The following is a 22304-nucleotide window of genomic DNA, read 5'->3' as shown; positions in this document are numbered from 1 at the left end:
CTAATTTTAGTTTTTTACATATCATATGGAAAATACTTCTCTGCAATCAGGGATATAAGGATAAGTTGCTTAATTTCTGCTGCATGAAATCAATGAGCGCTCTTGTTTTCGCGGGCAAGTAACGCCGACCTGAATAAAGTGCGAACATTTGCAATGGGGCTGGCGATTGTTCAAACTCAACCTCAATTAACCTTCCATCGTTAATGTAAGGCTGACAGGCTTGTTTCGATAAAATTGCAAAACCGACACCTGATACCGCAGCTCGACCAGCCATCTCTCCGCTGTTGACCCGATAATGACCTTTAACCTTAATTGTCTCGAATCCCTCCTTTATATTGACAAATTGCCAAGGAGCACCCTTCAGTGCACTTACTGTTGTAATACAGGGTAATTCTTCAAATTGCTGTATACGAGAAGGAGTGCCATAACGCTGAATGACGGAGGGGGCAGCAACTATGGTGCAAGGGATAGTCACCAGATGACGAGCGATGTAGTCACTGTCATCCATCTGACCACGGCTAACAATGATAGCTAAATCCAGATCATCTCGCAGAGATTCGAAACCTGATAAATTTGTGACACAGCTGATCTCCAGGTCCGGGTACTGACAGGCGAAATCGGCAATAACAGAACCCAGCAATGCAGGACCAATCTCATTGGGAATACAGATACGTAATGGGCCCTTGAGTTGCATTTGCCGTAACGTTAATTCTGTCTCAGTTTGCTCAAGCGCCTCCAGTAATGGCTTCGCTCGGGTATAGAGCAGGTGCCCCGCTTGGGTGAGTTTCATATGTCGGGTACTGCGCTCAATGAGCTGAAGATTCAGTTTTTCTTCTAACTGCGAAATACAACGACTTACATTGGATGTCGGCATTTCAAGGACTTTCGATGCCCCAACAAAACTTTCTCTTTCGACCACGGCAATGAACACTTTCAGGGTATTAAAATCAAGAGCCGAACGCATCAATTATCCCATATATGATAATAGTAAGTGTCATTTTTACCATCTAATGAACATCATTGATAGCGGTTAAACTCGGATATCTTTCATCCAAAGGTTGCTTGCTATGCCACTGATCACACAAACGTTTAATCATAAAGCCCTTATGCGAATAGCGGTTGTAATGGCTTTTATCCAGTTCACTAATGCGCTGGAATACATGATGTTCAACCCTATTTTTGCTTTTATGGCAGCAGATTTCGCCGTTCCCGTATCCTTCTCAGGCTATGTATCCGGTATGTACACATCTGGTGCAGTCCTTTCGGGCGTTATCGCCTTTTACTGGATTGGTCATTTCAATAAGAAACGTTTTTTAATCGCCAATATGGCGCTATTAGGCCTACTGACACTTTTGACTACATTCACCTCCAGTTTTAGTCTTCTGCTTGCACTGCGATTCTGCGCAGGATTGGTTGGAGGTACGACAATGGGTGTGGGTACAAGTATATTGATAAATAATGCACCGGCTAACTTGCGCGGAAAAATGTTGGCGACGGTGATTGCGTCATTTTCGATGGTAAGCATTGTAGGTATGCCAACGATATTATTTTTGTGTACACATTATGGTTGGCATGCCGCTTTGTGGTTAATAAGTACACTTTGTTTGTTGGCATTGCCACTGATTGTATCCATCATTCCCCAAGACCCTGCCACTTTCCCCACACGCCACACACAGCCTCTCAGTGTGGATACTTTACTGTTCGCTTCCAGTAATGCGTTTGTACAGTTTAGTCCAATGCTGATCATCCCTATTCTGGTACCTTTAATGACACAGCAGTTGGGCGCTTCGCAAAACCTCTTGCCTTGGCTGTTCTTCGCCGGAGGTGTTACAGGTTATCTGTCTACAAAAATGACAGGCGTGTTAACCTCCCGTTTTTCTGCTTTGATTCTGGCTACAGGTTCAACAATAGTCTTTATACTGAGTTTGCTAATACCAATCCTGGGTTATCAGCATGCGGCGTTATTTATCACTTTATTTCTCGGTGCATCTTACAGTCGTCTGGTTTCATCTTCGGCGGTTACGATTCAGTTTCCGGATGACAGACAACGAGCTGGATTTTCTTCATTACAGACGTCAATAATGTATCTGATTACGACCGTCGCATTTTTCCTATCTGCTTTTTTATTACCCGATCATGGCATGGCACAACAAAATGTGAACACGTTGCTGGTGGTGTGTGCAATTTCCGCATCAGGGTTCCCAATTATCGTTATCATTCTGCAAAAGAAACTGGCTAAACGGATTATACAGCCGGACCAACTCATTATTGATTAGCCTCACGTCCTCTGCTGGCACGAAGGCGCCTATAGGTGAGATCTCAGTCAGCCATGAGTGAGCAGCAGACATGATTCATGTACGCGCACCGCTACCTTTGATTAAGTTGTTAATTGAAATTAGAGGGCTTTTCGAACAAACCATCGTCCTAGCTAGAGATTTAGACCATCGATGGTCTATACTTCAGCCTAAAAAAGTAATGACAGCCCTCAGATGATAACTGATAATTGTTTAATATTATGTAACATCAAAGTGAAAAATGGCAATGAATCATAACAATAAAGATGAAATTCATAAGAAAATAGGGATTATATCTATATGACATTTTATGGAATAAATTATCTTCAAGCTCAGTCTAATATAAATGATTTTTTAAAATATATAATTATATTCAGCACTTTATTTATCCTGATCGTCGTTTTTAGTCTATATATGCGTCATCGTTTGCAGACTAAGTATCGGGATTTAACAATTATCGCCTTTTTGTTTCTACTCTTCATTTCTGGAGTTCAATATGCAGATTATACAGATAGTCAAAATATACACTCAAAGTCATCACAAATGGTTAATTTTGTGAGGTTGTTATCAAAAGAAAGAGATGTGAGTATAATCTCTATTTTTTCAAATTCAGTACAATTATCGGATGGAGTTATCGTTAAAATTAATAATTTATATTTCCGCGTTAATTTAAGTGTTGATCAAAAAACTTACAGACTAGTAGAGGTCTCCTTAATAAATCCAGAAATAGAAATCATAAAAAATTAAGGCATAAAATGATTATTTATACACCTATTATCATAAAGTTGGGGTTAGGGATACTGTGTTTAATTGTCCAAATAAATCTCATGGGAAAAGGAAATCTGGCTCCGTCATCTGCAATGGATCAGGTTCAAAACTATGTCTTAGGCGGGATTATTGGTGGCGTAATTTACAATGAGTCGATAACTGTACTACAATTTGTGTTGGTGTTAATCATCTGGACCTTGCTTGTTTTTGTTCTGAAATTTGTAAAAGAAAACAATCGCTTCGTTAAACGAATTATTGATGGAAAACCTATTACTTTGGTTCATAATGGCAGCGTTAATGTCAAAGAGTGTTTAAGAAATGGTGTTTCTGCAAATGATTTGATGTTTAAATTGAGAGCAAATAGTATTTATGAAGTAGAGCAACTAAAACGCGTAGTTCTCGAACAGAATGGACAGTTGACTATTATTCAAAGTGGTGATGAAAACATACGCTATCCAATTATAGTCGATGGATTAGCTAACCATGACCTGCTTGAAATTATTAATAAGGACAGTGAGTGGTTAGAAGGTGAGATCGCGAAGCAAGGCTTCAATAAAATCAGTGAAGTCTATTTGGGTGAATATTTGTCAGGTAGGATTAATTTATACGGATATGAAAAATAATACCCAAATTTCACTCTCTCTTACTCGCTAGATGCAATTAATATGGTTTTTTTTCGAAATATTTGAATATAAACAGACAGTATTTCCACCAATGCCACGGTCAAGGATACTGACATGAACGCTGGCTTCTGGCACAGGGCTGCTATAGCAGCCCTGATAACCCTAGACTTCAATCGATTCTGCACGAAAAAACAGGATGGGGAGATTTGCCCCCACCCATGATAGATGCCTTGTATAGGAGATGCAGAATAACAGTCTATTGCCAACCCAGCTCCTCTCCACCACCGCCGCAATTTCATCCAGCACATCATGCATCAGTTGCACATCATCAATGGTGTAAGTGCCATCCAGCATATCTGCCCACCTTGCCAGTGACGATTTCTCTTAATTACTCGGTGTTGTGCCGCCAGCACCAATCAATAAGCTTGTCTGTTTTTATGATTCCACTAACATTTAAGCTCAAATCCCCCTTTCGCGTAACTCTTTACGCAATAGCCTTTTTATCCACGTCGCAGGGGAATCATCACCATCTTTATGGGCTTATTCTTCCAACTTCGCCACGCATGGTAGTGATATCGATAGCTGATATAGGGCGGGGTTTCCGTTAGGCATAAAAAAAACACTAAAGCGTGGGGACTTGCCCTCTTTGGGTAATTTAGCGCGTTAATTACTCAGTATTAATGGATATTGGATTTTTCAACTTTGTTCATCTTGACCAACAAAGTATCCAACAGGGATACCTATCAGTTGGACATATTAGTAATCTTCGATACTGTTCTCTGTAATCCAAAGATTATGGATAAAGAAAGATCACTTACAATACTCTATTAAATAAAAATTATTTAACGCTTAATTTACAAACTATATTTACCTCCATTTTATTTTCTTATAAAAAACAATAACTAACTTAATGGTTTTATTGCAAAAAATTATTGCACACAAATGTATGATTAATTATTTAACGGAAATAGGTATTGACATGCCATATATTCCCTATCAAAATAAAAAATTGCATATAATGTGCATCTTTTATTTTTGTTATCTCATCGATTGATGAAAACCATTATGAGGTTTTATACCTGCTTATATTCTTTTTAATTCAGGAGTTTATAAACATGTATCCTTGCTTGGCTACATCTAAATTATTTAAGCCGTTAACTTTATCTTTACTCGTTAGCAATATTTTATGGTCTGGGTATAGTCTTGCCTCCGATCGAGAACTATTTTACTCATCGAGCTCTTTACAACCTTCATCAGTAAACTTATCAGAAGCTATAGCTGGCGATGGCAATTACAATACAATGGTTAATGTAAATAACCCGGGCAGTCCCCTTGAAGTTTACATTGGCCAAACGGAAATCAGCAAAAAAACATATAATATCGGAAGTTATTCCGTTGATATTAGTGGGAAAGATACTACTGATAGTTCCTATACTGCTTTTTTTGGGTTAGCTGCCGACAAGAAAAATAACATTTTATTAAACAGCTTTAGTTATAAGAATAACATGACTATTGGCGGTAATAGCCATCATCATAATAGCACTGCAATGATGGTTTCCAATGGTTCAGGAGTGACTATTAATGGTGGGGTTTATATTAATTCACTTGTTGAATTAGATAATAACGATACCGGAACTGCTTCAATTGCAAACAATGGATTGTACGCAACAGGAGTAGGTTCGACAATTACTGCTAATAATGGCAATGTTTATATTAACACCTACGCAAAAAACTTTTTGGAATTATTGGGTGAAAATGCTTCCTACATTGGGGGGGGGGGCAAAAAGTGATGCTGTTAGTGCTAAACGTGGTGGTCATGTAACTATTAATGATACAGGTAATTATCAAGTTAATTTATTAGGGAATCTGGACCTAGGTAATGCATTTGGCGTAGGCAGCAGCATTACGGCCATATTAAAGGGTAGTAATTCATATTGGCATGGCACAGAGGTAAATGAATATGATAAGGATAGCAATACCTGGGCAGGTATATTGGATGTAACCTTAATGAATAAAGCTCAGTGGATACCTGATGCAATTAATGCTGAAATCAGTGCATTAACACTACAGGATGGCGGCACAGTAAATCTTCACGGCTTTAATCTTCATACTAATAAAAGCCAGAATGAAGGCGTCAAAATTTTTGATCTAAAAGGCAATAATGGTATTTTTCTAGTTGATGTTAACACCAATAAAACTGATGAAAGTCGTAAAAATGGTAGTGACTTTATTGAAGTGGTCAGGAGCAGTACCGGTGGTACTCACTATATTGAAGCTTTAAATGCCAATAAACTTGCTGATCTCAGTGAAGATATTTGGATTGCAGACGCGTCAAGTAATGTCAGCTTTAAAGCTTATGATCAGATTGATATTAACAACGAATATGTCTACGACTATACACCTATTCTTCGTTCAGATATTAAAGATGGTGACCCTGCCAGCCAGTATGGCACCAACTGGTATATCACAAGTGTCGAGAAAAAATTAAGTGCCGCTAGTGATACTGCGATGGCAAATGCTAGTGTCAACTATGTGACCGCCACTGCACGTATTGAAATTGATAGTCTTAATAAACGTTTAGGTGAATTAAGAAGTGACCAGCAGGAAAACGGAGTTTGGTTGCGTTATAAAGGTGGCGAAATGAAAAGTGACGAAGGGAGTTATTTTAAAAATCGATATAACTTCTATCAATTAGGTTATGATAATAAAGATGAATATGAGAACGGAATCTGGACGAAAGGTCTTGCCGTACATTATCTGAATGGTAGGTCAACCTTTGATCAAGGCTCTGGTGAAAATAAAAGTTTCGGTGGAAGTATTTATGGTTCATGGAATCGACCAGAGAAGCAAGACTATGTAGATTTGGTATTGAAATATAGTCACCTGAAAAGCGATTTCGACTATCAAAATACACTGGGTACTACTGGGCATGGTTCAACAAGTCATGGGGCTTGGAGCGCGAGTGCAGAGTATGGTCGTGAGTTCTCGATAGATAGAGGTAATTTCATCGAACCACAAGGACAACTGGTTTACACTCATATTAATAAAGCCAACTACACCACTAATAGTGGGTTACAGGTCAATCAAGGCAATGTTAACAGTGTTATTGGCCGCGCCGGAGTACGTGTAGGCCATCGGTTTGAGGAAAATAGCAACAATGACATTTATCTGAAAGCCGACTTACTACACGAATTTTCGGGTGATCGTAATGTAACTGTTCGAGGCAAAGATACCGTTCTGGTAAAAAACCAAGATGGGAAAGATAGCTGGATAACCTACGGTATTGGTACCAATATTCAATTATCAGAAGACAAAAACTCTCGCTTCTATCTCGATCTAGAGAAATCTTCAGGCGGAGATATCAACACTAACTGGCAAGTAAATGCTGGTATGCGTTGGGAGTGGTAATCTCCACTAACAAAACCGGGTAATTAAGCCCGGTTTTGTATTTTATACTTCTGCCGTTGGTGGCTCTATGTATTCAATCTATGGCATCTGAACTCGCAGATTAATAAAGTGCTCTGTTGGGATATCAATTGGAATATACCGTGGAATTTTTCTGGGTAATGAACCTATATTGGCGTAGCCCTTCTGATGGTCATCCGAATGCCAGATAATTATAGGTGCTTAGACCAAAGAATTATCGGTGAGCATTAAACCGGTGGAATACGATTGCAGCAGAATTATTACCGTTCGCTTTTTCTGATGGCGGCCTCGGTTAATTTTTAGAGAGAAGTCTGCGAACTCCAAATTTTCACCGCAACCCGCCAACTTCTCATAATCCACGGTTGAGTGTTTAGAGAGTTTATGGCCGTTCTGCATTTCCACTTCATCACCGTTCTGCTTTTACAGATCTGTGATACGAACAACCGGAGCATTGTGGCTGGTCTAGGTTGTCGCCCCCCGCTCTACCAGATTACTGACGGCAACCCTACTAGATTGATACTCCCCCCAGACACTCCAGCGCTGGGCGCGAATATCGGGTACAGCCAGGTGCGATTTATATTCAGCCTAAAAGTTATCGACTGGCAAAAGAAATACTTAAAACATCCCCAAGCACAAGTTCGTCACTGCTAGAGAGAATTAATCATGGCATCAAGGCCAATACGATATGATATGATGCCAATTTACCCCGCAACCTTACCTATCCTCATGCACGCAAATCATTTTATTGGCGCAATCCTATTACCGGAGAAGAAATAACCCTCGGACAAATTACCCGGAGGGATGCAATATCCCAAGCTATTCAGGCCAACAACTATATTGAATCAAACTTTCAGCCAGTAGCCCTCCTTGATAGTCAAGAGTAAAACCAAGATGCAGATAGCGAGATCGCTATCCCTGCGGCTGGAAATAATGAATACCACGGTTGACGAAATTATAGAAAAGTGCCTGAATAATAGTAAAAGTGAATATCTCATCAGCTCATCCAATAAAAGTTCAGACCGAGAACCCGGAGCTTTAAACGCGGACTCGCTTACCAAAGCATTTGTTAAAGCATTGAAGGCAACCGATCTGGTTTATGACATTTCCCCTCCCAGCTTTCACAAGATCCGCAGCTTGACGTCGCGTCTTTATGAAGCGGAATACGGTAAAGAATTTGCGCAGAAATTGCTTGGCTACAAGTCGATGAAAATGACGAATGTATATCTGGATTCACGTAAAAATGAGTGGGTTGAGATTTAGGCCGAGTACAGGATTTCGTGAAAATTTCGTTTACTTTCGTTTGCCTTAAAATAAACCATTTAAAATCAACAAGTTAAAAAGAGACCGAATACGATTCCTATATTCGGTCTAGGGAAATGGCTCTTGGGAGAGAGCCGTGCGCTAAAAGTTGGCATTAACGTAGGCTTGTTCAGCCATACTCTTTAAGAGTAGTCGAGGACATGTGTTTCGCCAACTTAGCAACAGAAGTAATTAATAACGGTTGCAAACTAATTTAATTGATACAAATTAGCCCACCAGTTAAGAAAGGTAATTATCTGTTAAATAGTAAATAAAGGCCGTAGCAACGCTTAAATTGTTGTGCTTACTTTTCGCATAAGGTCATCGCGCGCTGTTGAAAAGGTAGCAAATTCATTTTTTGACCAGGATTCTCACTATCATCTAATAATAAAATATCTAGCGGTTTCGCAAGGACATGGCCTGCTTTCATTTGTCCAGATGCAACATCGTTAAGTGGATATTGTGCTAATGTACTGGGATTTATCACAAACAAAGCACCGCCTGAACGACATTCCAACATCACCTCTTCTCGGGTAAATGCCCATTGCTTGCCAAACTCAAACTTACTGACAGTCACTATTTTCCCAGCGGCAAAAGCATTCACGGATAGCATCAGTAACGATAACGTCAGCACTAAACCTTTCATTTCAATCATCCTCAATTAACCGATTGTTTTAATTTTCTCGCATAAAGAGGAAGCGATGCAAGCTTAACGACAATAACTATTATGTATAATTTTGCACTATACTGGTGCCATCGTGGCAAAAATACTCACTAAAAGTAATACCGCAGCGCCAAGGACGATTTCAGCACAGCTGTTTACCACTAACCAATAGTGGGCTTTTACTGGCAATTTGCGCAGCATGGGAACAATCAGATAGCGGTTAATGATCGCTACAACAATCATAAACAGTACCAATATTGCCTTACTGAGTAATAGCATCTGATAGACAGATGTCAGCGTTAGAGAGGTCTCACGCAATATAATAATGCTGTTAATCATACCTGTGACCAATACCAACGCGACTGCCAAATGTCCCCAACTTGAAAACCGAATCAACGTCGTGATGGCTTCACGTTTAACATCATCACGACGTGTATATGCAAGGCAAACAAGTAACGGGGGCAAGCATCCCAACCAGTAGCCCGCACTGAGCAGATGTATGATTTGATTAGTCTGATGAATCCATCCCAGTGCGCCATCGTGCATTGCGGCATGCCCGGTAAATGCCAAACTAGCCAGTAGCAAGGTTGAGCAACCCACCATCAACTGATAGTAAAAACGGGTTGCGCCGAGTAATACTACCCACATGCTCAATATGGATAAGCCGAGATGCCATTGCCATATCTCGCCAAAACGAGTCCCCAACACTGCCCACCACACACTCAGCCTGTAAGTGTCAGACCAACCATCGCCCATCATGCCAGCTTGAATGGCTAAAAGCCCAATAGCCGAGGCTAGCCCCAGAAAGGTGCTGAACAGAAGGAGTGGCGATAAACGGTTTTTGAGTCTTGAAGAAAAGCAGTCTGGTGCGAGTAAGGCGGTGAAAATACTGATACCAAACATCAGCATCACCGCCAAAAAATGCAGAAAGCGACACAGAACGAATAGAGTCGCCAGTGACATATTATTTCACTGTGAAGCTGTATGTGCCTTTGGTTTTATGACCATCAACAGACACAACATGCCATGAAACATGATATTTACCTGCTTTCAATGCACTATCGATCGGCAAAATTAATTGCGTATTATTGGCTGGATCCAATTTGAGTTCGCCGGTTTTCACCACATCGTTATCTGGGCCTGTGACTTTCACGCCACTGAAATTCAACTCAATACCTTCAGAAAAACCCAGTGTCACGGCTTCAGGCGCTGAACCGATGGTGGCATCAGCAGCAGGAGATTCAATTTTCAGATGCGCGTGAGCCAGTGCTTGCTGGCTAGATAGCCCGACAAATAACACAATAAGTGCCGAAAGCATGCGGCAAGAAGAACGTACTTTATGAATAAACATAATATCCCTTAATCGATGGGGAGAAGAATCAATCTGCTACCAACCATATCCTATATTGGCAACGCGAACCCCTATCACTTCCAGTCAATTGCACTACCTGTGAGGTAGGGCACAAAATAAAACGCCGAATTATGAGTGGCGATTGAAATATAACCAATAGCTGAGCAGTAATTAACCTCACCCTGCCCATCACCTTTATCATAAATGATAACGATTTGAATATAGCAAGACAAGAAACCATAACTAAACAATATGTTATTAGCACAAAACAATAAAATTAAGGGGAAACGGTCGCGGTGAGTATGGCGTATATACAATAAAAAAACCGCAGTTTCCGGCTCCACTAAGCAGTGGATAGAAACTGCGGCAAGTTCAAATCAATCTCAAATATTAGGCCTGAACGTGGTTCTGTGCTGCCATTGTTTTTAAATCTTTATCGACGAAGAACAATGAATTGCCGCTATTACCCACCAATGCCAATTTATCCAGGATAGATTTGAACAGTTTTTCTTCTTCATGCTGTTCAGCCACATACCATTGCAGGAAATTGAATGTGGAGTAATCGTGTGTGGTCATTGCAACATGAGCGAGTTCATTAATTTGAGTCGTGATGAGTTGCTCGTGTTCGTAGGTCAGTTTGAATACATCAGCCAGTGATGCAAAATTGACCGGTGGTGCACTGATAGTGCCTAATATCGGCATGGAGCCAGTTCCACTCAGGTATTCAAACAGACGCTGCATATGCTGCATCTCTTCTTGAGAATGTTCTTTTAAAAATGCAGCAGCCCCTTCAAAGCCTTTATCGCTGCACCAGGCACTCATCTGCAAATAAAGATTGGCAGAGTAAAATTCCAGATTCAACTGCTCATTAAGCTTCTGTGCCATTTCTGTTTTCAACATAATAATTCCCTAAATTTTTACAATGCAGGTAAGCAACGATTAACTCTCGTATTATGCCAAGATAAAAACAAAATAAGAACACCCTATTCACATTAATATGTGACAAAAAATCAAATAACTTAGTTATCTGATTTTTAATGTAAAAACAAAAGATTAAGTCTTTAGATTAATTATTATAAGAATCATTAAGATTAACGTTAGAATACTAAAAAGAATGATTATTATTTGAGGTTTCCTTCAATAAATAACAACCCTAAATTTTGAGATTTATATTATTTCACAGAAAAAATATAATTAGGTATTGCTGGGCCGCATTACCCACTTGCCAATATCTACCCGCTGCATTACCTTTTGCACCATAACTGCCGCGCAGCACGAAGGAGAAGACAATGGGATATAATCTGGCTGAGCTTTCTGACTCAGAAACAGCAAAAATGAATGTTGATCTGGCCGCCTCTGGTGTCGCATTTAAAGAGCGCTACAATATGCCAGTCATACCTGAAATGGTTGCACGAGAACAACCTGAGGGGCTACGGGAGTATTTTCTGCAACGGCTGGCCCACTACCGTAGTGAATCTAATAAATTCTCTCGCTTGCCGTATGAGCCCAAAATGAAATCATGAGTAAAAAGGCTCCCGCACAAGGTCTGCGGGAGTTTGCCGCCGATAACGGCTAGAGTTTTCGGGCAAACTTGTCGGTTGTAAGAATCAATTGATGCAAGATACCCGGTTCGTCAAACGAGTGCCCTGCGCCTTCGACAATATGCAATTCAGCTTCCGGCCATGCTTTTGCTAAATCCCATGCATTCTGTAGCTGACAAGCCATATCATATCGCCCATGAATAATTACTGCCGGGATATGGCGAATACGCGTGACATTATCCAGCAATTGGTTATCGCTATCCAAAAAACCCAAGTGGGTAAAATAGTGATTTTCAATGCGGGCAAATGCCAGAGCAAAGTCATCTTCACCGAAGGATGCCGCGCTTTTAGTTGGCAGCAATGTGACAGTTTCGCCCTCCCATAGACTCCAAATTTTAGCCGCCTCTAATTGTACAGTCTTGTCGGGTGAAGTTAACCGCTTGCGATAAGCTGCAATAACATTGCCCTGCTCTTCTGGCGATAAGATAGATAACACGCGCTGCCATTTCTCAGGAAAGAAACGAGAAGCTCCGTCCTGATAATACCAATCCAACTCTTTTTTACGCAGCGTAAATATCCCGCGTAAAACCATCTCACTAACCCGTTCTGGATGGGTTTCGCCGTAGGCCAGTGCGAGAGTTGAACCCCACGACCCTCCGAATATCAACCAGTTATCGACATCGGCCATTTTACGTAGCCGTTCAATATCCTCGACTAAATGCCAGGTAGTATTGTTATCCAGGCTGGCATGAGGTTTGGATCGCCCACAGCCACGTTGATCAAACAGTAATACTTTGTATGAAGTGGTCAACAAAAATTGGCCACGGCTTTAGAGCTTTCCCAAAACAATCTTTCTGATTCATTGGGTGTTAATCCACCGTTATATTGGTGGGGTCTGAGCCGGCTGTAATAGCCAATGATATAACTCGTTATCGCTATGTTTGCGTCGCTAAAATTAGCGTAACCACTTTTCGGTACCCATTCTGATTTCAGGCTTCGGAAAAAGCGTTCCATTGGACTATTATCCCAACAATTTCCCCGCCGGCTCATGCTTTGCTTTATACGATATCGCCACAGTAACTGTCTGAATTTCCTGCTGGTATAGTGACTGCCCTGATCTGAATGGAACATAATACCCGCGGGTTTACCTCTTGATTCCCAGGCCATCGTTAATGCCTTTCCCGTCAGCGCACTGTCAGGTGAAAACGACATCGCCCAGCCGACTGGTTTGCGGGAGAATAAATCCAAAACCACCGCCAGATAAGCCCACCGTTTACCCGTCCAGAGATACGTCACATCACCGCACCATACCTGATTAGGCTCGGTCACCGCGAACTGACGCTCCAGATGATTCGGGATATCTACATGCTCTTTGGTGGCCTTTTTGTAGCGATGCGCGGGTTGTTGGCAACTGACGATATTCAGTTCTTTCATTAGCTTAGCTGCCCGCCAACGACCTAAAGGCATTCCCTTTGCGCTGACCATATCGGCAATACTTCGCGCCCCTGCGGAACCTTGACTGGCGTGGTGAACTTCACGGATCAACCCCAGTAAAAGGACACGCTCCGCATCAGGTAAACGTGGCCGATTGAACCAGTATCGATAGCTGCTGCGATGGATCCCGAACACCTTGCAAACAGTGGAAACAGAAAACCGCGTCCTGAGTTTCTCAACTAGCGAGAATTGTTCAGGGAGTCCGACATCAAGAGCGCGGTAGCCTTTTTTAAAATATCGTTTTCCATTTCAATACGTTGAAGTCGTTTCTTTAGCTCGCGGATCTCTATCTGTTCAGGCGTTATCGGTGAGGCTTTTGGGGATTTACCGATGCGTTCTTCTTTAAGCTGACGGACCCATTTATCCATGGTGGACTTACCGACATTCATTGCCGTGGCAGCAGCGGAAACGGTGTAATGCTGATCGAGGACCAACTGTGCGGCTTCAAGTTTGAACTCTGGGCTGAAATTACGTCTATTACTTCTGGTCATTATGTCACCTGTTTTGACTATGAGGCGATGATATCACCTCTATTCAGGTGGCCAAATTTAGTGTGCCACTTCAGTATTTCTTTGGGTTGAAAAGTTGTCGATGATAAGGCGCGATCCCACCACCAGGGCCGCCATGAATAAATACCGCGGGTTTACCCTCAGGATTACCACAGAGTTCCCAGTAAATCTGGTGGCCATCTCCCGTGTCTAGAAAACCACTATCGTAAGGTTCATACGCTGGATAAAGTCCACGTAATTGTTCCATTATTTTTCCATGTTTGTTAAGACACTAAAGTTATCAAAGCCTATACGGCCCTCAGGGTCAACGAGAAAGCATGACATTTACGCCAATCAGTCCATTAATTCCATCAACAGATGATAAATGCACCATAAGTTAATTGATTTTGGGGGGCTACGTCACAGCCATTAAGCAGTAATAAGGGCTATGAGTATTTAATAATTTGCATATTAAACAATAATCTAACCAGTTCTGCATTTTCTTCCCTTGCAACTCACCCTGATTAGGTGGTTAATGGGTGGGCATACCAACCTAACCAAAGGTAAAGAGAGGCAAGCCATGAGTAAGGGAATGGACAGCAAAAAGAACGCGAAGAAAAAGCCACTAAAAACGCCAGCTGAGAAAAAAGCTGAGAAACGCGCTAAAAAGTCATCTTCTACTAGCGCAGAATAACGGACTTTTCGTCTCGTCAGTCAACCCGCCACGCCAGGCGGGTTTTTTGTTGCTAAGATTTAAGGCGTCGTAAGGAGAATAAGAATGTATTTTCGTGTCATCGATACAGAGACTTGTGGCTTAGACGGAGGCATTGTCGAAATCGCGTCCATCGATGTGGTAGATGGCGCATTGAGTAACCCAATGAGTGACTTGGTTAGCCCAGACCGGCCAATCAGTTTCGATGCCATGGTGATTCACCATATCACGGAAGAAATGGTGGAAGGTAAACCACGTATTGCTGTTGCTGTGAGAAAGTATCAAGGCAGCCCTTACTATGTCGCCCATAACGCCCCCTTTGACCGTGGTGTATTACCAGAGATGGACGGTCAATGGATTTGTACGCTAAAACTGGCCCGCATGCTTTATCCAGATATTAAGCACAGTAATCAATATCTACGTTACGCTTTACAGCTCAATGTTTCAGTGCCAGATAATCTTTATCCACATCGAGCTTTGTATGATTGCTATGTCACTGCAGCACTGTTGCAACGTATCATACGTGACTCTGGGTGGAGCGCTGAGCAAATGGCGGAAATCACGCAGCAACCACAGTTGTTATCAACATTTAAGTTCGGCAAGTATCGTGGAAAAAGTATTGAACAGATAGCCCGACAAGATCCGGACTATCTGCGTTGGATGCTGGCCTCAATTACCGACCTTACATCTGATATGCGCCATACCCTGACACATTATCTGACCGAGTAAGCCTGTATTAATCAAGCCAGAGAGAGAATGAAGGCATATTCCAAAGCAATATCTTCATAAGCTTTGAAACGACCAGATTTACCTCCATGCCCCGAATCCATATCGGTATAAAGCAATAACTGATGGTCATCAGTTTTCATTTCCCGCAATTTCGCGACCCATTTTGCCGGTTCCCAATATTGAACCTGGGAGTCGTGCAACCCAGTGGTTACCAGCATGTGTGGGTAATCCTGAGCTTTAACCTGATCGTAGGGGCTATATTGCTTGATGTAATCGTAATAAACCTTATCGTTTGGATTACCCCACTCATCATACTCACCGGTCGTCAGGGGAATAGACTCATCCAACATGGTGGTGACGACATCAACAAATGGCACCTGCGCCACAACACCTTTGTATAATTCAGGAGCCTGATTAATTACCGCCCCCACCAGCAAGCCACCCGCGCTGCCGCCCATGGCGAAAACACGTTTCGTATCACCATAGCCCTTGGCAACTAATGTTTTGGTTACATCAATAAAATCATTGAATGTGTTGAATTTATTAAGCAACTTACCATCTTCATACCATTGCTGCCCCAACTCACCACCACCACGAATATGGGCCAAGGCGAAGACAAAGCCACGGTCTAGCAGACTTAAACGACTGCCACTGAATGCGGGATCCATACTGCTGCCATAAGAGCCATAGCCATAGACCAGCAACGGATTACCCCCGTGGGTAAAGTAGTCTCGGTGATAAACCAATGAAACAGGCACTTTGGCACCATCCGATGCAGTGACCCAAATCCGCTCACTACGGTATTTTTCTGGCGTGAAATTTTTGACTTCCTGTTGCTTGAGCAACTGACGAGCACCGGTATCCATATTCAACTCATACATTGAGCTTGGCGTGGTCATGGAAGAATAACCGTAGCGCAACAGTTCAGTTTCCGGCTCTGGGTTATACGCCAGCCAGGTCACATAGGTAGGGTCATCAAAAGTAATTGATTTTTCTTCGCGTGTGGCCCAGTGAATTTGGCGCAAATGCGTCAACCCTTCACTACGCTCTTCTACCACCAGCCAATCGCGGAATAGGCTGAATCCCTCTAACATAACCTCTGTTCTTGGCGCAATTAATGATATCCACTGAGATTCATCAGCGAAATCAGCTGTTGCTTTCCCGGCTTCAGCGACTTTATATAGGCCGAAGTTTTTGCCGTCTTTATTCGAACGAATGTAAAAATGCTGTTTATAGTGATCCAATCCGTATTCATGGTCTTTGCGGCGTGGTGCGAACATTTGCGGCAGCGGCTGATGCTGATCGGCATCCAACAGTAAAATTTCAGAGGTTGTGGTGCTACTAAGATGGATAACAATAAAGCGCTCAGACGTGGTTTTTTCCAAACCAACATAGAACGTATCGTCAGTCTCTTGATAAATCAGTAGATCTGTTGCCGGATCTGTTCCCACCACATGGCGATAGACCTGATAAGGTAGTAGCGTCTTTTCATGCTTACGCACGTAATACAGTGTTTTCGAATCATTCGCCCACTCAAAGCTGCCCGAAGTATTGCTGATCACTTCCTCCTGCCAGGAGTCGCTTTGTAAATGCTTTACGCGGATATCATATTGACGACGTGATAAAAAGTCCTCAGCGACAGCCAGTAGTTGATTATCCGGACTGACATCCAGCCCCCCCAAAGTGTAAAACTCGCTGTCAGTAGCACGTTGGTTGCCATCCAATAATGTTTCCCAGCTGCTATCAGCCCAAACCGGCTGACGCACGTAAATAGCATATTCATTACCTGGTTCGAAACGCGTTTGATAGCGGTAGCCATTACGGGTGTAGGGGACGGACTCTTCTTGTGGCGGAATACGGGAAACCATTTCCTGATACAAGGTTTCACGTAGCGGTTGCTGCGGCTTTAATACTGCCTCAGTGAACTCATTCTCAGCTTGCAAATAGTTCAGAACATCAGCGTCAGTACGCTCATCATCACGTAGCCAATAATAATCATCTGTACGGATATCACCGTGCATCGTCATCGGATAAGGGCGTTTATCTGCCTTTGGAGGTGTGGTCATTAGTTGAAGTATCCATCTGTGTTCGTTACCGCGAGAGTGACACGATTACATGGCGATGCCAAGCAGCGGCATAGGCTTATTATTGAGTTGAAGAGAGCTTATTCAAGGGGAAACAGAATGATAGGCAGGTGCAGGATATGTTATTACCAGCACCTGTTGGGCGTGATTATTAATTCCAGAGTTGCTGGGTCACGTTGGCAGGGTATAGGTGATAGTGCCTGCCTTGCAGTCGAGCACTACTTGGTAGGTTTTATCCCCTTTCTTGCCCCGAGCGGTCAGTGGTATCTGCCAAATATCATCTTTGCCAGTAATGTCTACCGTGCTAATCCAAACCACCGGACTATCAGTTCCTAACGTTTTTTTATCCGCTTCCCAACGCGTTATTCGGTTTTGTAGGAAATCCCGTTTAACTTGTGTGGCAACTTGTGATCGGTCTAACCCGGTACAAGCAGGGACTTTTGCTACCCGCGGTTCCTGAGCCTGTACATGACTGATGACACCAAGCAATCCGCTAACCACTATCAAGGCGAGTCCTGTCTTTCTCATCATTCCTCCAGATATTATTATTTCTATCCTATGGCTGGAACAATGACTGAAAAGGCGCTTACAGAGTGGATAGCGCTACGTAATCAAAGCATTAACACTCTTTAATTAACACCGAGTAAATTCAATCACGTAAAACTGCTCCAGCCCCGGATAGATATCCTTAATCACTTTTTTCAGTTCATCCAACAACATATTTTCTTGCTCAGCATGGCGTTCTGTCAGCGAATCCAAAGTGATTGGCGTGACCGACTTAACCAATATATTGCAGAAAAACACACCGTCTTCATTACGACATACGCGCAGGACTTCCCCTGGGCGAAAATCGGATTCACTGCTATCCCGGATGGTGATCGTTTTACGATCAGCCAGAATATCCGCCTCAAACCGGCGGAAGAAGGTGATTTCACGATTCATTTTAGATCCTTTTTTCACTTTCTGCCGAAATCAGGCAGATTAAGCTGCTTGATTTTCTTCAGATTTGGATTTTTTCTCTGCAGCGATTTTTTCAACTTTCGCTTTTGGCTGCCCCTCGGCGGAGGCCGCAGGATTGCCGCCACGTAGAATTTGCCCTAATGCGTCTTTGTTCTCTGCAAGGAAGAAACTCAAAGCCTCGCGTTGCTCTTCTTCAAGTGTTAAAGGTGACTGCGACAACCACTCAGACAGAGTGTCAGCCAAATCCAGCATTTTATCGTAGGCATCGGCTTCTTTTTTGGTTGTGAAAGTCATTTTTTCCTCACCCTGTCTTACCACGACGAATTTTATTTCAACGGCCATTGATACGCGTCCTTTTTACTTACAGATTACTGTACATAAACACAGTGTAGTGTGATTTATTTGAGCGATGCAACCACCATCGCTCTCCACTGCGATTATTTTAATAAACGAGCTTTACAGTTTTTGCCTTTGATTTTGCCTTGCTGTAACTGCTGTAGCGCGCGTTTAGCACTGGCCTTGCGAATAGCAACATAAGCATGGACGGGGAACATATCGATTTTACCGACGTCCGCAGCAGTCAGACCGGCTTCACCGGTTAACGCACCCAAAATGTCGCCAGGGCGAATTTTAGCTTTACGGCCACCATCAATGCATAACGTGACCATTTCAGGTTCCAACATGGTGTTGGCACTGCGGCTTACCTGCTCGGCTGGCGTCCATTTCAATTTCATTTGTAGATAATCTTCGATGGCATGAGCACGCGTCATTTCTTGTGGCGTGCACAGACTCACGGCAAGACCACTCATCCCTGCCCGACCAGTACGGCCGATGCGGTGCACATGCACTTCTGGATCAAACGCCAATTCGAAATTGACTACCAGTTCCAAGTCTTTGATATCCAGACCTCGTGCGGCAACATCCGTTGCAACCAGTACTCGACAACTGCGGTTGGCAAAGCGTACCAACACTTGGTCACGGTCACGTTGTTCTAAGTCGCCGTGTAATGCCAACACACTGATACCACGGGACTCCAAGGCTTCGTAGACGCTCTGGCAATCTTTTTTGGTATTACAAAACACCACGCAAGAGGCGGGCTGATAGTGACTAAGCACCGAGATCAACAACGGCAAACGTTTTTCACGAGTGGTTTCGAAAAATACCTGCTCGATAGTCGGTACTTCATCGCCATCATCAACTTCAACATTCACGGGTTGTCGCTGAACCCGCGCACTGATTTGTTCAATACCGGCCGGATAAGTGGCAGAAAATAGCAACGTCTGACGTTGTGGCGGGGTATAGGCAATCACATCATCAATGGCATCGGTAAAACCCATATCCAACATGCGATCGGCTTCGTCCAGCACCAGAATTTTGAGGTCATCCAGTACCAGCGTTTTCTTGCGCAAATGCTCCTGAATACGCCCAGGTGTGCCGACGACGATATGCGGGGCATGCACCAGAGAATCCAACTGATGGCCCATTGGCTGTCCGCCACACAGAGTTAGGATTTTAATGTTCTGAGTAAAGCGCGCTAATCGGCGTAACTCTTTGCTGACCTGATCAGCTAATTCGCGAGTTGGACACAGCACCAAGGCCTGAGTTACAAACTCACCGACGGCAATTTTGTCCAGCAAACCAATGCCGAATGCCGCAGTTTTACCGCTGCCGGTTTTGGCTTTTGCCCGAACATCCTGCCCATTGAGGATGGCCGGTAATGCTGCGGCCTGTGCCGGTGTCATCTCGGTATAGCCAAGTTCATTAAGATTGGACAACTGCTCAGCAGGCAGAGTCAGGGAAGAAAAGGAAGTTGTGCTCACGGCAGTAACTCTTATAACTGGATGGAATGGCAGCGATGGCCTGAAGGCGAGCGCAAGATTTTGCCGCGATAATACCAGAGATAGGGCGATTGCCGGAACTATACTGCATCGATACCGGAAAAATGACCTAACACTCTACCTCATCGCTTACACGCAATCGTTTTCGTCACTATTTTACCGTATACTTATGCCCGTAAAATTCACCAAGCAATAAGTGACATTGTCACTTATACATTGATATAGGTACCTAACTATGCTGACTATTGGAACCGCCCTGCGTCCGAACGCCACCCGTGTTATGTTGCTTGGCTCCGGTGAGCTGGGCAAAGAAGTGGCGATTGAATGCCAGAGACTGGGGCTGGAAGTGATTGCAGTTGATCGCTATGCCGATGCGCCCGCGATGCATGTTGCTCATCGTAGCCATGTGATTAACATGCTGGATGGCGCGGCACTCAAACAGTTGGTCGAGCAGGAAAAACCGCATTATATCGTGCCAGAAATTGAAGCTATAGCCACCGATATGCTGGTTGAATTAGAAAATATGGGCCAGAAAGTTGTGCCCTGCGCTGAAGCCACTCGCTTGACCATGAACCGTGAAGGTATTCGCCGACTGGCCGCAGAAACACTGCAATTGCCGACCTCCAGCTACCGTTTTGCGGATACCGAGAGTACATTTCGTCAGGCGGTCAGCGAAATTGGCTATCCGTGCATTGTCAAACCGGTAATGAGCTCTTCAGGTAAGGGTCAGAGTTTGATTCGCAGTGAACAGCAACTTCAGGCTGCATGGGATTACGCACAGCAAGGTGGCCGTGCCGGTGGCGGTAAAGTGATTGTCGAAGGATTAGTGTATTTTGATTTTGAAATCACTTTGCTGACCATCAGTGCTGTTGATGGCATCCACTTCTGTGCCCCTATTGGTCACCGCCAGGAAGATGGCGACTACCGTGAATCCTGGCAGCCGCAGACGATGAGTGATGTTGCAGTGGTACGGGCGAAAGAGATTGCCTCACAGGTTGTCAAAGCGCTAGGTGGCTATGGGTTATTTGGCGTGGAATTGTTTGTCTGTGGTGATGAGGTTATTTTCAGCGAAGTTTCGCCGCGCCCACATGATACCGGCATGGTGACATTGATTTCGCAAAATATGTCTGAGTTTGCCTTACATGTGCGGGCATTTTTGGGCTTGCCTATCGGCACTATTCGTCAGTATGGCGCGGCGGCATCGGCAGTTATTTTGCCTGAATTGACCAGCCACAATATTGCTTACCATGGGTTGGAAACTGCCCTGGTCGGTGACACGCAAATTCGTTTATTTGGTAAGCCTGATATTGCCGGTAAACGGCGGTTGGGCGTGGCGCTGGCGGTAGCGGATGATATTGACACCGCGATTGAAGTGGCAAAACGTGCAGCAGGCGCGGTCGTCGTGACAGGCAAGTCGTTATGACCGCTAAGTCGTTATGACAGTAAAGTCATCCATCATATTTGAATAACCCGCCATTTCGGCGGGTCAGACAGCTAACAAACCTCGATAACTCGATCTTACAAGGTGAAGACGGGTAGAAAAGTAAAGCGTCCGCGCCAAGGATGCTTGTTTTAACAAAAGAAGTACGGCGTCTTTACGATCTACCTGTTTTCACCGATACGAGCACTTTGTTATTAACCTCATCCGCCATTTAAGTGGGTTTCAGAGAATAGAACAGTTAAACGCTGGGGTTTACCCCTCGTACGGGTCTTCTATTTCGTCAGCATCCTGTTCATTATCGCGACGATAATCAGACTCATCATGTTCATCAAAGTCAGTATCTTCAAAGATAGCCATGGCTTGTGGATCATTTTGGTGCCGCTCACGGATCTCTGCGGCTACTAAGGCGATCGCCTCGCCACTACTCATCCCTTCCGACATGAATTGGTGAATACGTTCGACAGCTTCTTGCTGTTCCTCATGAGAAAGTGAAGGCATACCCGCTAACATTGATTCATCTCCTACATATAATTGATTCAGTATACCTGTTTATTGTTGCCTGAGGTGAATTGAGTGCCGCTGATCAGCGGCC

General features: G+C 43.5%; 20 protein-coding genes and 4 pseudogenes. 9 read left to right on the top strand and 15 right to left on the bottom strand.

The features are described from left to right. Nucleotides 1-46: 46 nt before the first annotated feature. Nucleotides 47-964, bottom strand: a complete 918-nt coding sequence (locus ACF3VQ_RS08860) for a LysR family transcriptional regulator (RefSeq protein WP_392434809.1) — start codon at nucleotides 962-964, stop codon at nucleotides 47-49. A gap of 103 nt (nucleotides 965-1067) precedes the next feature. Here ACF3VQ_RS08860 and ACF3VQ_RS08855 point away from each other — a divergent pair, with 103 nt between their 5' ends. From ACF3VQ_RS08855 to ACF3VQ_RS08845, 3 genes are all read left to right on the top strand, one after another. Continuing rightward, on the top strand, nucleotides 1068-2276 hold the full coding sequence (locus tag ACF3VQ_RS08855; RefSeq protein ID WP_392434807.1) for an MFS transporter: 1209 nt from the start codon (nucleotides 1068-1070) through the stop codon (nucleotides 2274-2276). Nucleotides 2277-2594: 318 nt separating this feature from the next. Next, complete coding sequence (locus ACF3VQ_RS08850) at nucleotides 2595-3041, top strand: DUF3290 domain-containing protein (protein WP_392434805.1); 447 nt, start codon at nucleotides 2595-2597, stop codon at nucleotides 3039-3041. Nucleotides 3042-3049: 8 nt separating this feature from the next. Beyond that, nucleotides 3050-3685 carry a DUF421 domain-containing protein gene (locus ACF3VQ_RS08845; protein ID WP_392434803.1) on the top strand — a complete coding sequence of 212 codons (636 nt, stop codon included), beginning with the start codon at nucleotides 3050-3052 and terminating at the stop codon, nucleotides 3683-3685. Nucleotides 3686-3847: 162 nt separating this feature from the next. On the opposite strand, the gene ACF3VQ_RS08840 is transcribed toward ACF3VQ_RS08845, so the two are convergent. Next, nucleotides 3848-4039: a hypothetical protein gene (locus ACF3VQ_RS08840; protein WP_392434802.1), complete on the bottom strand. Its 192-nt coding sequence runs from the start codon at nucleotides 4037-4039 to the stop codon at nucleotides 3848-3850. Nucleotides 4040-4800: 761 nt separating this feature from the next. Here ACF3VQ_RS08840 and ACF3VQ_RS08835 point away from each other — a divergent pair. Further along, a pseudogene (locus tag ACF3VQ_RS08835) lies at nucleotides 4801-7093 on the top strand (autotransporter outer membrane beta-barrel domain-containing protein). A gap of 707 nt (nucleotides 7094-7800) precedes the next feature. Continuing rightward, nucleotides 7801-8371: pseudogene (locus ACF3VQ_RS08830) on the top strand (tyrosine-type recombinase/integrase); the annotation flags it as partial. 343 nt (nucleotides 8372-8714) lie between these two features. Here the strand turns inward: ACF3VQ_RS08830 and ACF3VQ_RS08825 are convergent. From ACF3VQ_RS08825 to ftnA, 4 genes are all read right to left on the bottom strand, one after another. After that, entirely contained in the window at nucleotides 8715-9056 is a 342-nt protein-coding gene (locus tag ACF3VQ_RS08825) for a YebY family protein (RefSeq protein WP_392434800.1), read from the bottom strand. A 96-nt stretch (nucleotides 9057-9152) separates the two neighbouring features. Further along, on the bottom strand, nucleotides 9153-10037 hold the full coding sequence (gene copD, locus ACF3VQ_RS08820; RefSeq protein ID WP_392434798.1) for a copper homeostasis membrane protein CopD: 885 nt from the start codon (nucleotides 10035-10037) through the stop codon (nucleotides 9153-9155). Between the two features lies 1 nt (nucleotide 10038). After that, nucleotides 10039-10425, bottom strand: coding sequence for a CopC domain-containing protein YobA (gene yobA / locus ACF3VQ_RS08815; protein ID WP_392434796.1), 387 nt, complete (start codon nucleotides 10423-10425; stop codon nucleotides 10039-10041). A 390-nt stretch (nucleotides 10426-10815) separates the two neighbouring features. Then, on the bottom strand, nucleotides 10816-11325 hold the full coding sequence (gene ftnA, locus ACF3VQ_RS08810) for a non-heme ferritin (protein ID WP_392434794.1): 510 nt from the start codon (nucleotides 11323-11325) through the stop codon (nucleotides 10816-10818). 389 nt (nucleotides 11326-11714) lie between these two features. On the opposite strand from ftnA, the gene ACF3VQ_RS08805 reads away from it, so the two are divergent. After that, complete coding sequence (locus ACF3VQ_RS08805; RefSeq protein WP_392434792.1) at nucleotides 11715-11948, top strand: DNA polymerase III subunit theta; 234 nt, start codon at nucleotides 11715-11717, stop codon at nucleotides 11946-11948. 49 nt (nucleotides 11949-11997) lie between these two features. On the opposite strand, the pseudogene pip reads toward ACF3VQ_RS08805, so the two are convergent. The 3 genes and pseudogenes from pip to ACF3VQ_RS08790 form a co-directional block, all read right to left on the bottom strand. Then, nucleotides 11998-12765, bottom strand: a pseudogene (gene pip / locus ACF3VQ_RS08800) (prolyl aminopeptidase); the annotation flags it as partial. A gap of 8 nt (nucleotides 12766-12773) precedes the next feature. Next, nucleotides 12774-13951 (bottom strand): IS3 family transposase gene (locus ACF3VQ_RS08795; RefSeq protein WP_392432225.1). Its coding sequence is split into 2 segments (ribosomal slippage): nucleotides 12774-13693 and nucleotides 13693-13951, totalling 1179 coding nucleotides; the frame shifts between segments, so codons are not numbered across the junction. Nucleotides 13952-14024: 73 nt separating this feature from the next. Beyond that, nucleotides 14025-14216, bottom strand: a pseudogene (locus ACF3VQ_RS08790) (prolyl aminopeptidase); the annotation flags it as partial. Between the two features lie 267 nt (nucleotides 14217-14483). On the opposite strand from ACF3VQ_RS08790, the gene ACF3VQ_RS08785 reads away from it, so the two are divergent. Beyond that, nucleotides 14484-14642 (top strand): hypothetical protein, encoded by a 159-nt coding sequence (locus ACF3VQ_RS08785; protein ID WP_392435780.1) that lies wholly within the window; start codon nucleotides 14484-14486, stop codon nucleotides 14640-14642. Nucleotides 14643-14726: 84 nt separating this feature from the next. Then, entirely contained in the window at nucleotides 14727-15389 is a 663-nt protein-coding gene (gene exoX / locus ACF3VQ_RS08780) for an exodeoxyribonuclease X (RefSeq protein ID WP_392434790.1), read from the top strand. Between the two features lie 11 nt (nucleotides 15390-15400). Here the strand turns inward: exoX and ACF3VQ_RS08775 are convergent, their stop codons facing one another. The 5 genes from ACF3VQ_RS08775 to dbpA form a co-directional block, all read right to left on the bottom strand. Continuing rightward, a complete protein-coding gene (locus tag ACF3VQ_RS08775; RefSeq protein ID WP_392434788.1) occupies nucleotides 15401-17455 on the bottom strand; it encodes a S9 family peptidase in 2055 nt (684 codons plus the stop codon). 189 nt (nucleotides 17456-17644) lie between these two features. Next, nucleotides 17645-18001, bottom strand: a complete 357-nt coding sequence (gene yebF / locus ACF3VQ_RS08770) for a protein YebF (protein ID WP_392435499.1) — start codon at nucleotides 17999-18001, stop codon at nucleotides 17645-17647. A 105-nt stretch (nucleotides 18002-18106) separates the two neighbouring features. Beyond that, nucleotides 18107-18415: a N(4)-acetylcytidine aminohydrolase gene (gene yqfB, locus ACF3VQ_RS08765; protein WP_392434786.1), complete on the bottom strand. Its 309-nt coding sequence runs from the start codon at nucleotides 18413-18415 to the stop codon at nucleotides 18107-18109. A 39-nt stretch (nucleotides 18416-18454) separates the two neighbouring features. Beyond that, nucleotides 18455-18775 carry a YebG family protein gene (locus tag ACF3VQ_RS08760; protein ID WP_392434784.1) on the bottom strand — a complete coding sequence of 107 codons (321 nt, stop codon included), beginning with the start codon at nucleotides 18773-18775 and terminating at the stop codon, nucleotides 18455-18457. Nucleotides 18776-18870: 95 nt separating this feature from the next. Continuing rightward, nucleotides 18871-20253: an ATP-dependent RNA helicase DbpA gene (dbpA, locus tag ACF3VQ_RS08755; RefSeq protein ID WP_392434783.1), complete on the bottom strand. Its 1383-nt coding sequence runs from the start codon at nucleotides 20251-20253 to the stop codon at nucleotides 18871-18873. A 253-nt stretch (nucleotides 20254-20506) separates the two neighbouring features. Between dbpA and purT the strand changes: the two genes are divergently transcribed. After that, nucleotides 20507-21694, top strand: coding sequence for a formate-dependent phosphoribosylglycinamide formyltransferase (gene purT / locus ACF3VQ_RS08750; RefSeq protein WP_392434781.1), 1188 nt, complete (start codon nucleotides 20507-20509; stop codon nucleotides 21692-21694). A 270-nt stretch (nucleotides 21695-21964) separates the two neighbouring features. Here purT and ACF3VQ_RS08745 read toward each other — a convergent pair whose 3' ends face one another. Further along, nucleotides 21965-22222 (bottom strand): YoaH family protein, encoded by a 258-nt coding sequence (locus ACF3VQ_RS08745; protein ID WP_005163637.1) that lies wholly within the window; start codon nucleotides 22220-22222, stop codon nucleotides 21965-21967. Between the last annotated feature and the right edge of the window lie 82 nt (nucleotides 22223-22304).

Source organism: Yersinia fenwicki (assembly GCF_043099325.1).
In the GTDB taxonomy this organism is placed as follows: domain Bacteria; phylum Pseudomonadota; class Gammaproteobacteria; order Enterobacterales; family Enterobacteriaceae; genus Yersinia.
The sequence above is the reverse complement of the archived record's forward strand: the minus strand, read 5'-3'. Positions and strand labels throughout refer to the sequence as shown.

Excerpts from the sequence above, each read along its gene's own strand:
- exoX (WP_392434790.1), top strand. The coding sequence starts at position 14,727 with ATGTATTTTCGTGTCATCGATACAGAGACTTGTGGCTTAGACGGAGGC.
- yobA (WP_392434796.1), bottom strand. The coding sequence starts at position 10,425 with ATGTTTATTCATAAAGTACGTTCTTCTTGCCGCATGCTTTCGGCACTT.
- yebF (WP_392435499.1), bottom strand. The coding sequence starts at position 18,001 with ATGAGAAAGACAGGACTCGCCTTGATAGTGGTTAGCGGATTGCTTGGT.
- ftnA (WP_392434794.1), bottom strand. The coding sequence starts at position 11,325 with ATGTTGAAAACAGAAATGGCACAGAAGCTTAATGAGCAGTTGAATCTG.
- ACF3VQ_RS08845 (WP_392434803.1), top strand. The coding sequence starts at position 3,050 with ATGATTATTTATACACCTATTATCATAAAGTTGGGGTTAGGGATACTG.
- ACF3VQ_RS08825 (WP_392434800.1), bottom strand. The coding sequence starts at position 9,056 with ATGAAAGGTTTAGTGCTGACGTTATCGTTACTGATGCTATCCGTGAAT.
- ACF3VQ_RS08785 (WP_392435780.1), top strand. The coding sequence starts at position 14,484 with ATGGGTGGGCATACCAACCTAACCAAAGGTAAAGAGAGGCAAGCCATG.
- purT (WP_392434781.1), top strand. The coding sequence starts at position 20,507 with ATGCTGACTATTGGAACCGCCCTGCGTCCGAACGCCACCCGTGTTATG.
- ACF3VQ_RS08745 (WP_005163637.1), bottom strand. The coding sequence starts at position 22,222 with ATGTTAGCGGGTATGCCTTCACTTTCTCATGAGGAACAGCAAGAAGCT.
- ACF3VQ_RS08775 (WP_392434788.1), bottom strand. The coding sequence starts at position 17,455 with ATGACCACACCTCCAAAGGCAGATAAACGCCCTTATCCGATGACGATG.
- ACF3VQ_RS08860 (WP_392434809.1), bottom strand. The coding sequence starts at position 964 with ATGCGTTCGGCTCTTGATTTTAATACCCTGAAAGTGTTCATTGCCGTG.
- ACF3VQ_RS08850 (WP_392434805.1), top strand. The coding sequence starts at position 2,595 with ATGACATTTTATGGAATAAATTATCTTCAAGCTCAGTCTAATATAAAT.
- ACF3VQ_RS08840 (WP_392434802.1), bottom strand. The coding sequence starts at position 4,039 with ATGCTGGATGGCACTTACACCATTGATGATGTGCAACTGATGCATGAT.
- ACF3VQ_RS08760 (WP_392434784.1), bottom strand. The coding sequence starts at position 18,775 with ATGGCCGTTGAAATAAAATTCGTCGTGGTAAGACAGGGTGAGGAAAAA.
- ACF3VQ_RS08805 (WP_392434792.1), top strand. The coding sequence starts at position 11,715 with ATGGGATATAATCTGGCTGAGCTTTCTGACTCAGAAACAGCAAAAATG.
- copD (WP_392434798.1), bottom strand. The coding sequence starts at position 10,037 with ATGTCACTGGCGACTCTATTCGTTCTGTGTCGCTTTCTGCATTTTTTG.
- ACF3VQ_RS08855 (WP_392434807.1), top strand. The coding sequence starts at position 1,068 with ATGCCACTGATCACACAAACGTTTAATCATAAAGCCCTTATGCGAATA.
- yqfB (WP_392434786.1), bottom strand. The coding sequence starts at position 18,415 with ATGAATCGTGAAATCACCTTCTTCCGCCGGTTTGAGGCGGATATTCTG.